Source organism: Bradyrhizobium pachyrhizi (genome assembly GCF_001189245.1).
Lineage (GTDB): Bacteria > Pseudomonadota > Alphaproteobacteria > Rhizobiales > Xanthobacteraceae > Bradyrhizobium > Bradyrhizobium pachyrhizi.
The window spans coordinates 1-14221 of sequence record NZ_LFIQ01000114.1; the positions used below are offsets into that span (position 1 = coordinate 1).

A 14221-nucleotide genomic window follows, 5' to 3' on the forward strand; every position below is an offset into this window, starting at 1 on the left:
TCGATGCGCCGGACGCGCTCGACCGTCTCTTGTACAGCAGGCATTCAATCCTCCGCTCGCGGTTTCAAGGACCGCGGTGGATCTCAAGTTCCGAAAATCTCTTACGATGCTTTGATGACGAAATCCGCTTAGAACAGTTCAAGCTGTGTTTCGTCGTCCCCCCTTAACTAAGGTATCGGCGAGCTTTCGCCAAGCCTTGAGGGTCAAATCCACGTCTGTCTCCGTGGTAGACCAGCCAAGACTGAACCGCACCGCTCCCTGGGACACCTCCGAACGGTATCCCATTGCCTCCAACACGTGGGACGGCTGGACCTTGCCCGACGAACAGGCGGAACCGGACGAGACCGCGATTCCCCCAAGGTCGAACCCGATGACCGCCGTCTCGGCCTTTATTCCGGGCGCCGTGAACAAGACGGTATTTGGCAACCGCTTGACGTCATCGGAGAACACCAGCACGTCCGGCGTTTGCCGCAGCCCGTGCTCGAGCCGGTCGCGCAGTCCCCTGACGCGGGCCGCGTCGGCTTTCAGCGTCGTCATCGCCGCCTTGGCGGCCGCACCGAACCCGGCGATGCCGGCGATGTTCTCGGTCCCTGCCCGCCGCCCGAGCTCCTGCCCTCCGCCGCGCAGAAACGCCTCCACACCTTCGACGCCCTCGGCGAGTACCAACGCGCCTGCGCCCTTCGGTCCGCCGATCTTGTGCGCCGACAGCGTCACGAGGTCGGCCTGCGTCGAGGCCAGATCGAACGGAATCTTGCCGAACGCCTGGATCGCATCGACATGCAGCAGCCCGCCAGCCGCATGGACGATTTCGGCGACATCAGCCACCGGCTGAATGGCGCCGGTCTCGTTGTTCGCCAGCATCACCGAGACCAGAGCCGGCGGACCATCGGCCAGCAGTGCGCGCAGATGGTTGAGATCAATCACACCGGCGCGCGTGACATGGATTGCTGAGGTCGCCTCCGTCGCAAACCGGCCGCCCGCGAGCACGGACGCGTGCTCGATCGCCGACACCAGGAGCCGCTGCACCGGCGCGCCCGCAGCGCGGCGCAATCCCGGCGTCAGTGCGAGCGCATTGGCTTCGGTCCCGCCGGAGAGAAACACCACGTCCTGCGGCCGGCCGCCGACCGCCTTCGCCACGGCATTGCGGGCATCCTCAAGCAGCCGTCGCGCCCGCCGTCCCTCGCTGTGCACCGAGGACGGGTTGCCGATCAACTCCCACGCCGCAGCCATCGCCGCCTTCGCCTCCTGGCGAAGCGGCGTGGTGGCATTCCAGTCGAGATAGACGCGATCGGCCATGGAGCTATCCGCGGCAACCACCGTGGTTGCGGCCTTCACTGCGAGATAACGACAGATGACGACCGAGACCAGATCAGACGTCACCGGCACGGGAGATTTTTCACTCGCGCCAGGAGCCTTGCTGCCGCGAGACACGGCGTTCGCGGTCCCCCGAGCGCGATAGCATGATGAGAAACTTCAGGTAGCCTGCGAAGCAATCCGGCGCGTCGATCCGGATCGCCGCCGACGCACTGGCTGCGCGCGCGGATTCGCGACCGCCAAGCGGCACAATTTCCTTGATTTTTGCCCCTTGCGTCATGCTAGAAGGCCATCCAGCGTGCCGCCCGGCGGTGCCTGCGCCGATTTCATCACGAACTGCTCTGTTCGCGAACCGTCGCTGAAGATGGCTCCAACCGGTTGATTGATCGACGTCAATCAAGGGAACGCGGCAATCAAGGGAACACAATGCCTGAAGTCATTTTCACCGGCCCTGCTGGCCGCCTCGAGGGCCGCTATCACCCGGCCAAGCAGAAGAACGCGCCGATTGCGATGATCCTGCATCCGCATCCGCAGTTCCACGGCACGATGAACCACCAGATCGTCTATCAGTGCTACTACGCGTTCGCGCATCGCGGCTTCTCGGTGCTGCGCTTCAACTTCCGTGGCGTCGGCCGCAGCCAGGGCTCGTTCGATCACGGCACCGGCGAATTGTCCGACGCCGCGAGCGCGCTCGACTGGGCGCAGGCGATCAATCCGGAGGCGCGCGCCTGCTGGGTTGCGGGCTTCTCGTTCGGCGCTTGGATCGGCATGCAGCTTCTGATGCGCCGGCCGGAGGTCGAGGGATTCATCTCGATCGCGCCGCCCGCCAATCTCTACGATTTTTCGTTTCTTGCGCCCTGCCCGTCGTCGGGCCTGATCGTGCACGGCGACAAGGATGCCGTGGTGCCGCCCAAGGACGTCAACACGCTCGTCGAGAAGCTGAAGACGCAGAAGGGCATCGTGATCGACCAGCAGGTCATCCCCGGCGCCAACCACTTCTTCGACGGCAAGCTCGAGCCGCTGATGGAGACGGTGACCGGCTATCTCGACATGCGTCTCGCCAACGTGCGCTGACGAGATCTTGTAGCCCGCATGAGCGAAGCGATATGCGGGTCGCGGCCGACAAGAACCCGGATTGCGCTTCGCTCCATCCGGGCTACGGTCCCTACTCTCATTCCGGTGCCAGCTTCAGCGCCGCAATCCCGACCAGCACCAGCGCAATCCCCGCGACCTTCATCGGGTTGAGCGCCTCGTTGAACAGCAGCACGCCCATGGCCAGCGTGCCGGCCGCGCCGATGCCGGTCCACACCGTGTAGGCGACGCCGACGCCGAGCACCTGCAGCGCGCGTCCGAGCAGGAACACGAACGCGGCGAGCAGCAGCAGCGAGACCAGCGTCCAGCCGAGCCGCGTATAGCCTTCGGCATATTTCATCGAGATCGCCCAGCCGACGTCCAGCAGGCCGGCGACCACGAGCGCGATCCAGGCAACCGAATGCGACATGGCTTACGCGGCAAGCTTCAGCATATGCGCGCGGTGGCCGACCAGGAACGCATGCAGCAGCGCCGGATAGTCAGGCGACACCGCGCTGCGTACGCTCGGCCGCTGCGCCAGCGCGCTGCGGCAGGCGCGAAGTTTTGGCGTGTGGGTGAAAACAGCGAGATCGGTCAACTGGTCGAACAAATCGAAATAGCGGAAGATCGGCGCGAACGCCGCATCCACCAGACTGAAATTCTGGCCGGCGAAGAACGGACCGGCGCCGAGAGCAGCCTCCACGCGCGCGAATTTCGCCGCGACCGCCTGCCGCTTGCTCTCGAAGGCCGCCGCATCGGTGGCGGTCTCGAGCCCCCAGAGATCACCGAGAATGGCCGAGCCGAACTCCATCCAGGCGCGATGCTCGGCGCGCACAAGAGGATCCTGTGGGTGCAGCCTGGCGCCGGCCTGCGTCTCCTCGATGTACTCGCAGATCACGTTGCTCTCGAACAGCGCGACCTCCTTGCCGTCGTCGCGCGTCACCACCAGTACCGGCACCTTGCCGAGCGGCGAGATCTTCAGGAACCAGTCCGGCTTGCTGGCGAGATCGATGTCGATCCGCTCGAACGGCACGCCCTTCTCATGCAGCGCGATCACCGCGCGTTGCACATAGGGGCAGAGCTTGTGGCTGATCAGTTTCAGGGCGGCCATGACGAACCTCGCGTTCAATGCAACTGCATCGAATTAAATGCAATGGCATGGAACTGTCAAGGTAGATGCATTTGCATCTAAATCACGGTCGCGCGATAATGCCCCCTGTCATCGGGATCGGCACTCCCGTGGTGGCGGGGTAGCTCAACGGCAGGCCCTTCATGCCGCGCGCGGCAAGGAAGCCGAACGCCTGCGCCTCGATCGCATCCGCCGCCCAGCCGAGCGCCTCGGCCGGCTCGACGGTCGCCGGCGCCAGGCGCTCGCGCAGCATCCGCAGCATTGTGAGGTTGGAGGCGCCACCGCCGCAGATGATCCAGTTTTTCGGCCGTTTCGGCAGCAGCGGCACGACGCGGGCGATGGCCGCGGCAGTGAATGCGGTCAGTGTCGCGGCGCCATCGGCTGGCGCCACGGCGCCGAGCTTGAGGCCGGCGAAGTCGTTGCGGTCGAGCGATTTCGGCGGCGGCAGCGCAAAGAACGGCAGCTTCAACGCCTGCGCGATCCAGGCCTCGTCGGGCCTGCCCAGCGCGGCGAACTTGCCGGCGGTGTCGAACGGCTGATGCATCTGACGGAACATGAAGTCGTCGAGCAGCGCATTGCCCGGCCCGGTGTCGCAGGCGATCAGCGTGTCCGTGCCGTCGATATAGGTGATGTTGGAGACGCCGCCGATATTGACCACGACGATCGGTCCCTCGCGGTTCAGCGATTGCGCCAGCGCGCGGTGGTAGACCGGCACGAACGGCGCGCCCTGCCCGCCGGCCTCGACGTCGGCGGCGCGGAAATCGTGCATCACCGGAATGTGGATCACCTTGGCGAGCGCCAGGGCGTCGCCGATCTGCACCGTCAACCTGCGCTCGGGGCGGTGCAGCACGGTCTGGCCATGGAACCCGACGATGTCGATGTCCTGGGCCGAGATCCGGTGCTGAGCCGTGAAGCTGGCGACCGCCTCGGCATGGGCCGTGGTGACGGCCTGCTCGGCCTGCCGCAAAATCCCCGGCCGGGCGTCGCGCCGCGACAGGTGGACCGCCTCAGTCAGCGCCTGGCGCAGCAGGCTGCGCTCGCCTTCGGTATAAGGCCGATAGCCCGAGGGCCCGAAGGCCTTGATCTGACGGCCGTCGGTTTCGATCAATGCCACGTCAACCCCGTCGAGCGAGGTGCCGCTCATCAGACCGAGTGCCGTTAACATCATGCTGGAAGCGCCCCAGCCGGGAACCCCCGGCTTGTCTCAAACAAGTACATCCTATAATGCCACTGCACGTCCGCCTGCGGCAGCCTCAAGCATCAAGGTTCCGCAAATAGATGCAAAAACCGTAAAACAAGAATGATCTGGCTCGCCGACAAATGACTGCATTTAAATCGGATTTCCTGAACACTTTACAGGAACGCGGCTTCGTCCACCAGTGCTCCGATTTCGAGGGCCTCGACGCGCTTGCCGCGAAGGGCCAGGCGACCGCCTATGTCGGCTATGACTGCACCGCGCCGTCGCTGCACATCGGCAACTTCCTCACTATGATGATGCTGTATTGGCTGCAGCAGAGCGGCAACAAGCCGATCACGCTGATGGGTAGCGGCACCACGATGGTCGGCGACCCCTCCGGCAAGGACGAGACGCGCGCAATGCGCACGGTTGCGGAGATCGAAGCCAACAAGGCCTCGATCCGCGGCGTGTTCGCCAAGGTGCTGCGCTATGGCAATGGGCCTTCCGACGCCATCATGCTCGACAATGCCGATTGGCTGACCAAATTGAACTGGATCGAGATGCTGCGCGACATCGGCCGGCACTTCTCGGTCAACCGCATGCTGACCATGGACTCGGTGCGGCTCCGGCTCGAGCGCGAGCAGGAGATGAGCTTCATCGAATTCAACTACATGGTCTGCCAGGCCTACGATTTCGTCGAGCTGTCGCGCCGCGCCGGCTGCCGGCTGCAGATGGGCGGCTCCGACCAGTGGGGCAATATCGTCAACGGCGTCGATCTCGGTCGCCGCATGGGCACGCCGCAACTGTTCGCGCTGACCACGCCGCTGCTCACCACCGCCTCCGGCGACAAGATGGGCAAGACCGCCAAGGGCGCGGTATGGCTCAACGCCGACCAGTTCTCGCCCTACGACTTCTGGCAGTACTGGCGCAATGTCGAGGACGCCGACGTCGTCAAGTTCCTCAAGCTGTTCACCATCCTGCCGATGAGCGAGATCAGCAAGCTTGCGGCGCTAGCCGGTGGCGAGATCAACGAGGCCAAGAAGGTGCTGGCGACCGAGGCGACCGCCCTGCTCCATGGCCGCGGTGCAGCGAACGAAGCCGCCGAGACCGCGCGCCGCACCTTCGAGGAAGGTGCGTTGGCCGAAACCTTGCCGACGGTGGAAATTCCGCGCGGCGAATTTGAAGCCGGCGTCGGCGTGCTGGTCGCCTTCGTCAAGGCCGAGCTCGTCGCTTCCAACGGCGAAGCGCGCCGGCAGATCAAGGGCGGCGGCCTTCGCGTCAACGATGCAGCCGTGACCGATGAGAAGATGCTGCTGACTTCGACCAATCTCACGCCGGAAGGCGTGGTGAAACTGTCGCTCGGCAAGAAGCGCCACGTCCTGTTGAAGCCTGCATAGGCGCATTCGCATTTGTCGGTTGTCGGGAGTGCGGAAAGCGCGCTCCCATCTTTCCGATGGACCAGACCACGCCTCCGGACGACACGCTTGCCACGCCGGCGAAGCAGTCCCGCATCGCGCTGAACGTGCTCGCGCTCTGCTTCGTGCTGTCGGTGCTTGGGCGCGGCCTTAGCGACAGCTTCACCGTTTTCCTGAAACCGATCTCGGAAAATTTCGGCTGGGATCGCGCCGCTGTGGTGTCGGTCTACTCGCTGACCTGGCTCGCCAGCGGCCTGACCGCGCCACTGGTCGGACGCCTGTTCGACCGCTCGGGTCCGCGCGTGGTCTATGCGCTGGGCCTGTCGCTGCTCGGTTGCGCCTTCCTCGTCGCCTCGCGCGCGCAAGCGCTCTGGCAATTCCAGCTCAGCGTCGGCCTCTGCGTCGGTTTCGGCACCGCGCTGATCGGCAATGTGTCGAATTCGATCCTGCTCGGCCGCTGGTTCGGACCACGCCTGCCGACCGCGATGGCCGTGATGTATTCGGCGACCGGCGCCGGCCTCTTGCTGCTGTTGCCGCTGTCGCAGGTCTTGATCGACCGGATCGGCTGGCGCGAGGCGTATCAGATGTTCGGCATCGGCGCGCTCTGCCTGCTTGTTCCGCTGGTCTTTCTGCCGTGGCGGCTGCTCGCCGGCGGTTCGCCGCATATCGTCAGGAAGGCGGAAAGCAGCTTGGCCGACGAAGGCTGGACGCTGCTCAGCGCGATGCGCCACCACGCCTTCTGGGCGCTGTTCTCCACCTTCTTCTTCACCGCGATCGCGATGTATGCGCTGACCGCGCAGATCGTCGCCTATCTGATCGATGTCGGCTTCCCGCCGCTGCAGGCGGCAACCGCCTGGGGCTTCTCCGGCGTCGCGCTGTTCGTCGGCATGCTCGGCGTGTCCACCCTCGACGGCATCATCGGCCGCCGGCCCTCGGTCTTGTTCAGCTACGGCGTCTCGATCCTCGGCATCATTCTGCTCTGGCTGCTGCAGTGGTATCCGAACTACTGGCTGCTGACCGGCTTCATCATCTGCTTCGGCAGCATGATCGGCTCCCGCGGCCCGCTGATCACCGCGACCGCGCTGAAGATCTTCCGCGGCGAGCGCGTCGGCACGATCTACGGGACGATCATGATCGGCAGTGGTCTTGGATCGGGGCTAGGCTCATGGGGCGGCGGTCTGATCCACGACTGGACCCACAGCTACAATCCGCTGATCGCCTTCGCGCTGGTCAATGTGGTGCTCGGCTTGATGCCGTTCCTGGTGGTGCCGGCGCTGCGGCGGTGAGCTCGGACGCGTCCGCTTGCCCTGCGGAGGCGATGTGGAATCCGACATGAACGCATGCCGGCCTTGGGCCAACGCCTTTGGGCCGACAGGCGGCATTCGCGAAATGAAACAGGCCGCCAACAGCGGCGGCCCTAGTCGATGGCTCCAATTCCTTGATTGCGAGAACCGACTCGAGCGGCCTTCTAAGCCCGGAAGTCGATCCTCTGGTCCGGTACTGTTAGCCGCAGCGACGAACTCTCCGGACCGATCCGTCGTCACGCTCGATCGTGACGGTGCGGCATCCGCGATATCCGCGATCATACCCGTAGGCGCGATAAGCGGGTCGATCGTAGTCTCGGTAGTAACGGGGCTCCGGGCCAACTCTTACGCCGCCGAGCGGAGTATCAACGGCAACCTGAGCTGACGCGGGTACAATGGAGATCGGCGTGGCCATAGCGAAACCGGCGACCGCCAGTACACCAGCCAATAACAGGGCTCTCATGAGAGTTCCTCCTGAGTTGTTGAATTGCTCTCCAACATCCCAGACAGGGCAAGGTTCCTGCGCGAACGTCATCCGGACGGCGGGTCGCTCGGACTTGGTCGCAGCCTCGGATGAATGCGGACAGGAACCCGCCGCCGCGCGTCAGCGCGCGATCTCGACCGACCTTGAAAGCAGGCGTCGATGAGCGAGCGTTCTAGTTGTTCGTCGTCGGCAGATCGTTCGGGCCGTACTGCTTGAACTCGAAGATCTTGCGCGTCAGGCCGGGCGCCAGCGCGGAGATCGGATTGACGCGCAGCACCGGCTGGCTCGGCGTTCCCACCACTTCGTAGGTCACGCCGATCAGGCCTTCATTGCTGCCGGCGCCGAGGAAAATTCCGAAGAACGGGATCTGGCCGAACATGTTGTTCAACCCGTACATCGGAATGAAGGTGCCGTTCATCCGCACCTGGTTGCCGATATAGTCGATGCTGCCTTCGATGGTCGCGCCGATGGTCGGTCCCTTGACCACACCGTTGCGGATCGACAGCTGGCCGCTCTGGCGCGTGAATTCGGCGCGCAGCGCGTCGAACCCGATGCCGTTCTGGGTGCTGACCGGCCCGCCGGCAACGGCGCGATCGAGCTGGGTTTCGCCCTTCACCGAGAAGCCGGTGATATTGATGAGCCCCTCCCTTGGGCTTGGCTCAGGGATCGGCGGCTCCATCGCGAGCGTAAGCTGGCCGCCGACCACCTTCGAATAGGTGTCGATGAAGCGCAGGAACGCACCGGCGTCGCTGGTCTGCAGATAGATCACCTCGCGGCCCTGCTGGCGTCCGCGCATATCGACCGTGACGGGGGTGTCGCGGCCGACCTTGCCGCTCAGCGTGAACGCCTTGAAGAACCCGTTGCGGCGCGAGACCTTGGCGTCGACGCTGCGCAGCGCTTCGCCGTTGAATCCTGCGACCGCGCCGAGTTTCAGATCGACATCGAAATCGGTGGTCCTGGTCTTGCTCTTGGGATCGCCGTCGCGGCCGGAGATCGCCGACTTCAGGAAGCCGCGGCCGTCGAACACGTCGCCGCGCATCGTCACCTTGATCACGCCGTCGGGACCGCGATCGGCCCGCAGCGATGTCTTGTCGCCTTCCGACGGCGCGTAGGTCGGGAAGTAGGCATTCATGAGGTCGCCGTTCTGGTCGACCTCGAGCGCGCCCTTGATCGACACGCCGGCGCCGTCGATCGAGATGTCCTCGAACCTGGTCGATTGCCCCTTCGGCACCACGTTGAAGGTCGCCTTGCCGGCCCGGCCCTGCGCCTTCACCCAGCCCGGCAGGATGTTGTCGAGCTTGAGCTGGGTCAGGTCGGCTTCGACGCCCATCTTGGTGGTGGGGTTGTCGCCGCTGCCGATCTTGCCGCTCAGCTTGATCGGGATCGCGCCCGAGACCGCGGGACCGAGATCGAGCCCGAGGCGCGCGCGGCTCGCATCGTCCAGCGTCGCCTGCAGCTTGACGTCGGCATCGCCCTCAGCCGGCTTGCGGTAGTCGAGCGAGGCCGCCTGCCCGTTGATCTTGACGTCGCCCTTGACCTGGAAGCCGGCATTGCTGGCGATCACCTTCAGCGTGTTGGCTTCGAGCTTCTGGTTCATCACCAGCTTGTCGACGGCAACGCCGGAGATGTCGGCGGTGACCGAGTAGAGCGTATCGGCCTTGGTCAGCTCGCCCTTCACGGGCATGCCGAGATTGATCGTCGCGGTGACGTTGCCCTTGCTGGCGTTGGGATCGATCGGCGGACCGGAGAGATCGCTGAGCCGGTCGGAGGCGAGGATTTCGGCGGCGGCCGGCACCGGACAGTCGACCCGGAACTTGACCTTGGACGGCGACGGCTTCGGCGCCATGTCCGGCACCTCAAAGGTGAAGTCCGATAGCGTGATTTTGCGGCCCGCCGGCGTGTCGGCAATGCCCTGGTTGATGGTCACGGTCGCGGTGCGGCCGGTCACTCTGGCCTTCAGATCCGCGTCATGCACCGCGGGCATCTGATCCACCGGACGCACCGTGACACCCGAGGCGACAATGTTGACCGAGAGGCCGTCATCCGGGATCGGCGGTCCCTTGCGCGACAGGTTGTGCACCGGCGAATTGACGCCGACATCGATACGCTGGAGCGTGCCGCGGTCGATCCGCTCGAGCACCCATTCGCGTACCTCGGGCACGATGATGACCGGCCACATCCGTTTCAGGGCCGAGGCCGACATCGGCGTGCCGGCGAATCCGAGCTGCAGCCGCGGCTCGCCGGAATAGTCGATGCTGCCGGTTCCGGCGACGCCGATCTCGCCATTGGAGATGTCGGCCTGGGTCAGCAGCACGCGCTTCTTGTCGGTGTCGAACCGGAAGCCGATGTTGATGCGATTGAAGATCAACGGCGGTTCGTTCTTGTCGGCGCCGGCCAGCACGATGGTGCCGCCCGACAGGCCGGCCTGCCAGTCGGTGACGTTGTCGTTCGGCGGCTCGAGATGGCCGAGCAGCGTGATGCGGTTGGCGCCCGAGATGACCTTGATCGGCGCCAGCAGCACGCGCCGCCCCGAATCCCATTCCACGCTCATCTCGGCGGAGTCGATCGGCATCGGGTAGTCGGGCGTGTCGGTGTCGATGATGTTGCCGGCGCCGACATTGATCTTGCCGCGGAAGTAGGTCGGCAGGCCGTCGCGGCCGAGTTCGCCCTTCATCTCGCCCGACAGCGGCAGGTCGGCGGTGTAGGTCAGATCCTTGGTCCGGAGCGCGAGCAGGATGTTCCGGGAGGAAACCTTGTCGGCCTTGATGTCGACCGAGCGCACGCCATTCTGCTGCGGTCCGACCAGCACGCGCACCGACCAGGGTTTTGCGCCCTCCTCGCCGAAGCTGAGCGCAACGCCGCCGCCGCTCGGGCGCCGCAGGCTGAGGCTGATGTTCTCAAAGCTCCATTTGTTGCCGCGCTGCTGATCGTCGACGACGAGATTGCCGTTCTTCAGGCCGATCTCGTTGAGGTTCTGCCCGTCGAGCCCGGTCATACTGAGGCTGTCGAGCCAGTCGAGACCGGCGAGCAGCCCGCTCTGGGCCGAATCGGGCGACGCCGAGGGCTCGGCGGCAGCTGGCGGCGAGGTAACCGGCGGCGGCGGTGCTGCGGGTGTCGGACGCGGAAATGTCGGCGGCATCCCCGCCTCCCGCTTGGAGGCAACGCCGGTGGCCAGCGGTTTTGCGGTGTCGCCGGCGGACACGGTGACATTGCCGTCGGGCGTGATGCGCACCGACAGTTCCGCATCGACGAGATTGAGGCTCTCGGCCCGCAACTGGCCCATCAAGAGCGCGGTTCCCGACAGGCGCACTTCGGCCTTCGGCGCGCTCGCAACCACCGCATGGTCGCGGTCGCGGACGATGATGTCGCGGATGCGCACCGCGATCCTGACGCGGCCGGCGCGCTCGATCTGCGTTCCGCCGACCTCGACCGTATTGCCGTGGCCGATATTCTCCTCGATCGCCGCGGCGAGCCACGGCGTCGCCATGTCGAGATTGATCGGGCCGGCGCCGAGCCGCCACCACAGCCCGCCGAAGCAGGTCGCGAACATCGCGACCAGCACCACGAGGACCAGTCCGATGCGACGGATCCAGCGCTCGCCGTTCAGCCAGCGCTGCATGCCGGAGCAGAAATCGGTGAAGCGATGCAGGTTGGTGTTGGAACGCGCCAGCAATTGCCGCGCACGGTTGCCCGCCGCCTCATCCTGCTCGTCCCACGCAGCGTCGTCTTCCCATTGCGAGAAGTCAGCCCCGGCGCGCGGATTTGGACCCTGCGGCGACGTGTTCCTTGCCATTGCCTCTCGGTGCTGACGGCGAAGCTGATCGCCGCCATCGGGGCGCCCGTCGATACGTATCGAGCGCTCCTGTGCCGGCATCGCCGCCTATCCTCGCCTAATCATGTTACTCGCCGATGGCCCCCAGAGCGGACCAAACCAACCAATCAAAAGCCAATTCAGCAAGCGGACGGGTCACGCGTCGAATTCCTTGTCACCATACTCCGTGGCCATCAAACTTGCCCAGCGGCCGGTGCGAATCCGGCCGCCGCCAATAAGACCGCAATACCCCAATGGTTGAGCTTCGGAAAGCGACGAAAGGAAGGCGTATGTACAAGAAAACGCGCAAGAAATCCTCCAACACAACCGGGAAGCGGGTCGCAACAAAGGTTGCGCGCGCCGCAAGCGCAAGCACTGGGAAGTCCGCGACGAAAACCCGCACAGCGGTTGCGAAGAAGGCAGCGGCCAAGAAAACGACCAGGGCGACCGCAGCGGGTGTTCGAAGCAAAGCCTCGCAGAAGGCGGCATCCAAACCGTTAAAGCGAGAGCCGGCCGCAACCGTGACCAGTTCGTCCGCCGTCACACTTGCCGAGGGCGCCACTGCACCGGCCTTCAACCTGCCGCGCGACGGCGGGGACAGCGTTTCGCTGAAGGATTTTGCCGGCAAGAAGCTGGTGCTGTTCTTCTACCCCCGCGCCGACACCCCCGGCTGCACCAGGGAGGCGATCGATTTCACCCGGCTCAAAAGCGCGTTCGCCGCTGCAGGGACCGAAGTGGTCGGCATTTCCGCCGACACGGTTAAGGCGCAGGAGTCATTTCGAAACAAACACCAGCTCTCGGTGCCGCTGGTCTCCGATCCGGCCCACCAGATGCTGGAGGCGTATGGCGCCTGGGGCGAAAAATCCATGTATGGCAGGACCTTCATGGGAATTATTCGCACGACGGTTCTGGTCGATTCCGGTGGAAAAATCGCCCGCATCTGGCGTCATGTGAAGGTCGACGGCCACGCCGAAATGGTATTGGAGGCGGCCCGGGCGCTCTGACGGGACGGGTTCCGTTTCCTGAAAATTAACCATGACGGGCTCAAATCGGCCCCGCAAATAAGCCGTCCGGAGCTTGGTCCGACCGGCCGCGGGAGTGCCGATGTCGAGCCGGTCCGGTCACCACAAACACCATCATCCGCAGGACCATGGCCGGACGCCGGCGCGCCGTCCGGCAGCCCATCACCCCGCACCTGCCGCCGCGGCGGTGGCGGCCTCCGGCGAGGGCTATACCCTGGTCCATGCCGGCAAGCAGGTCCGGTTCGGGCCGGTGGTGTTCTGGATCATCGTCGGCACCGTGGTGCTGCTCGGCATGTGGTCGGCGGCGACCGCGACCTATTTCGCGTTCCGTGACGACGTGCTGACCCGGTTGATCGCGCGCCAGGCCGAGATGCAATACGCCTATGAGGACCGCATCTCGGAGTTGCGCGCCAAGGTCGACCGCACCACCAGCCGCCAGCTGCTCGACCAGGAGCAGTTCGACCAGAAGCTCGACCAGATCATGAAGCGGCAGTCGACGCTGGAATCGCGCGCCACCGCACTCGGCGCGATGCCTGATGTTACGACCACCGGATCGATCAAGCCGCAGGGCCGCGCCGAGGCGGCGCCGTCCTCAGGTACGCTGAAACCCTCCCCGATCAGCGACACCGTGATCTTCGTGGCGCCGCCGGATCGCGAGGCACGGCTGGAATCGCGCGCGCCGCTGATCGCCAAGACGCAGCCGAACCAGTTCGCCAAGGCCCAGGGCGTCGACAACGTGCTGGTCCGCCTGCAGACCTCGCTTGACCAGGTCGAGCGACGCCAGGTTGCCGCGCTCGCCTCGGTCGAGGACAGCATCGATTCCAAGGTGCGCCGGATGCGCGGCGTGATCTCCGATCTCGGCCTCAACATGGCGCAGCTCGAGGCGGCGACGCCGCGCTCCGGCATGGGTGGACCCTTTGTCCCCGTGAAACTCTCTGCCGACGCCGGCGCGTTCGAACGCCAGCTCTATCGCATCAACATCAACCGGGCACAGATGCAGCGACTGAACCAGACGCTGGCGCTGGTGCCTTACCGCAAGCCCGTGGTCGGTGAAGTCGAGTTCACCAGCGGCTTCGGCGTGCGCTCCGATCCCTTCCTTGGCCGGCCGGCAATGCACACCGGCCTCGACTTCCGCGCCGCGCAAGGCGATCCGGTGCGTGTCACGGCCAACGGCAAGGTGGTGTCGGCGGGCTGGGCCGGCGGCTATGGCCGCATGGTCGAGGTCGATCACGGCAACGGGCTCTCGACCCGCTACGGCCATCTCTCCGAGATCGGCGTCAAGGTCGGTGAATACGTCAAGATCGGCCAGGTGATCGGCGCCGTCGGCTCGACCGGCCGCTCCACCGGACCGCATCTACATTACGAGACCCGCATCGACGGCGAAGCGGTCGACCCGCAGAAATTCCTCCGCGCCGGCGTCCGGCTCAGCGCCGGCTAGCTCAATCGCACAACGATCGATCTGAACATCGGCGCAAGCAGTCTGCTTGCGCCGAT

General features: G+C 65.2%; 11 protein-coding genes. 5 read left to right on the plus strand and 6 right to left on the minus strand.

The features are described 5' to 3' along the window. Nucleotides 1-138: 138 nt before the first annotated feature. Together AKL29_RS29145 and AKL29_RS29150 are read right to left on the minus strand one after the other, a co-directional pair. On the minus strand, nt 139-1296 hold the full coding sequence (locus AKL29_RS29145) for a cysteine desulfurase family protein (protein ID WP_050386747.1): 1158 nt from the start codon (nt 1294-1296) through the stop codon (nt 139-141). 100 nt (nt 1297-1396) lie between these two features. Further along, nucleotides 1397-1594, minus strand: a complete 198-nt coding sequence (locus AKL29_RS29150) for a hypothetical protein (RefSeq protein ID WP_050386543.1) — start codon at nt 1592-1594, stop codon at nt 1397-1399. Between the two features lie 146 nt (nt 1595-1740). Here AKL29_RS29150 and AKL29_RS29155 point away from each other — a divergent pair, with 146 nt between their 5' ends. Further along, nucleotides 1741-2388, plus strand: a complete 648-nt coding sequence (locus AKL29_RS29155) for an alpha/beta hydrolase (RefSeq protein ID WP_016843213.1) — start codon at nt 1741-1743, stop codon at nt 2386-2388. Nucleotides 2389-2485: 97 nt separating this feature from the next. On the opposite strand, the gene AKL29_RS29160 is transcribed toward AKL29_RS29155, so the two are convergent. The 3 genes from AKL29_RS29160 to AKL29_RS29170 form a co-directional block, all read right to left on the minus strand. Continuing rightward, a complete protein-coding gene (locus AKL29_RS29160) occupies nt 2486-2815 on the minus strand; it encodes a DMT family transporter (RefSeq protein WP_028332217.1) in 330 nt (109 codons plus the stop codon). A gap of 3 nt (nt 2816-2818) precedes the next feature. Beyond that, nucleotides 2819-3496 (minus strand): glutathione S-transferase family protein, encoded by a 678-nt coding sequence (locus AKL29_RS29165; protein ID WP_050386544.1) that lies wholly within the window; start codon nt 3494-3496, stop codon nt 2819-2821. A gap of 82 nt (nt 3497-3578) precedes the next feature. After that, nucleotides 3579-4682, minus strand: coding sequence for an anhydro-N-acetylmuramic acid kinase (locus AKL29_RS29170; protein ID WP_050386545.1), 1104 nt, complete (start codon nt 4680-4682; stop codon nt 3579-3581). Between the two features lie 152 nt (nt 4683-4834). On the opposite strand from AKL29_RS29170, the gene tyrS reads away from it, so the two are divergent. Both tyrS and AKL29_RS29180 read left to right on the plus strand, forming a co-directional pair. Then, entirely contained in the window at nt 4835-6088 is a 1254-nt protein-coding gene (tyrS, locus tag AKL29_RS29175; protein ID WP_050386546.1) for a tyrosine--tRNA ligase, read from the plus strand. 56 nt (nt 6089-6144) lie between these two features. Further along, on the plus strand, nt 6145-7392 hold the full coding sequence (locus AKL29_RS29180; RefSeq protein WP_050386547.1) for an MFS transporter: 1248 nt from the start codon (nt 6145-6147) through the stop codon (nt 7390-7392). Nucleotides 7393-8066: 674 nt separating this feature from the next. On the opposite strand, the gene AKL29_RS29185 is transcribed toward AKL29_RS29180, so the two are convergent. Then, entirely contained in the window at nt 8067-11768 is a 3702-nt protein-coding gene (locus AKL29_RS29185; RefSeq protein ID WP_050386548.1) for a YhdP family protein, read from the minus strand. 227 nt (nt 11769-11995) lie between these two features. Here AKL29_RS29185 and AKL29_RS29195 point away from each other — a divergent pair, with 227 nt between their 5' ends. After that, entirely contained in the window at nt 11996-12709 is a 714-nt protein-coding gene (locus AKL29_RS29195) for a peroxiredoxin (protein ID WP_167350427.1), read from the plus strand. 100 nt (nt 12710-12809) lie between these two features. Further along, nucleotides 12810-14165 (plus strand): M23 family metallopeptidase, encoded by a 1356-nt coding sequence (locus tag AKL29_RS29200; protein ID WP_080666947.1) that lies wholly within the window; start codon nt 12810-12812, stop codon nt 14163-14165. Nucleotides 14166-14221 lie beyond the last annotated feature (56 nt).

What these genes read in the sequence shown, in the direction of transcription:
- AKL29_RS29145 (WP_050386747.1), bottom strand. Translation starts at nt 1,296, where the DNA reads ATGGCCGATCGCGTCTATCTCGACTGGAATGCCACCACGCCGCTTCGC.
- AKL29_RS29150 (WP_050386543.1), bottom strand. Translation starts at nt 1,594, where the DNA reads ATGACGCAAGGGGCAAAAATCAAGGAAATTGTGCCGCTTGGCGGTCGC.
- AKL29_RS29155 (WP_016843213.1), top strand. Translation starts at nt 1,741, where the DNA reads ATGCCTGAAGTCATTTTCACCGGCCCTGCTGGCCGCCTCGAGGGCCGC.
- AKL29_RS29160 (WP_028332217.1), bottom strand. Translation starts at nt 2,815, where the DNA reads ATGTCGCATTCGGTTGCCTGGATCGCGCTCGTGGTCGCCGGCCTGCTG.
- AKL29_RS29165 (WP_050386544.1), bottom strand. Translation starts at nt 3,496, where the DNA reads ATGGCCGCCCTGAAACTGATCAGCCACAAGCTCTGCCCCTATGTGCAA.
- AKL29_RS29170 (WP_050386545.1), bottom strand. Translation starts at nt 4,682, where the DNA reads ATGATGTTAACGGCACTCGGTCTGATGAGCGGCACCTCGCTCGACGGG.
- tyrS (WP_050386546.1), top strand. Translation starts at nt 4,835, where the DNA reads ATGACTGCATTTAAATCGGATTTCCTGAACACTTTACAGGAACGCGGC.
- AKL29_RS29180 (WP_050386547.1), top strand. Translation starts at nt 6,145, where the DNA reads ATGGACCAGACCACGCCTCCGGACGACACGCTTGCCACGCCGGCGAAG.
- AKL29_RS29185 (WP_050386548.1), bottom strand. Translation starts at nt 11,768, where the DNA reads ATGCCGGCACAGGAGCGCTCGATACGTATCGACGGGCGCCCCGATGGC.
- AKL29_RS29195 (WP_167350427.1), top strand. Translation starts at nt 11,996, where the DNA reads ATGTACAAGAAAACGCGCAAGAAATCCTCCAACACAACCGGGAAGCGG.
- AKL29_RS29200 (WP_080666947.1), top strand. Translation starts at nt 12,810, where the DNA reads ATGTCGAGCCGGTCCGGTCACCACAAACACCATCATCCGCAGGACCAT.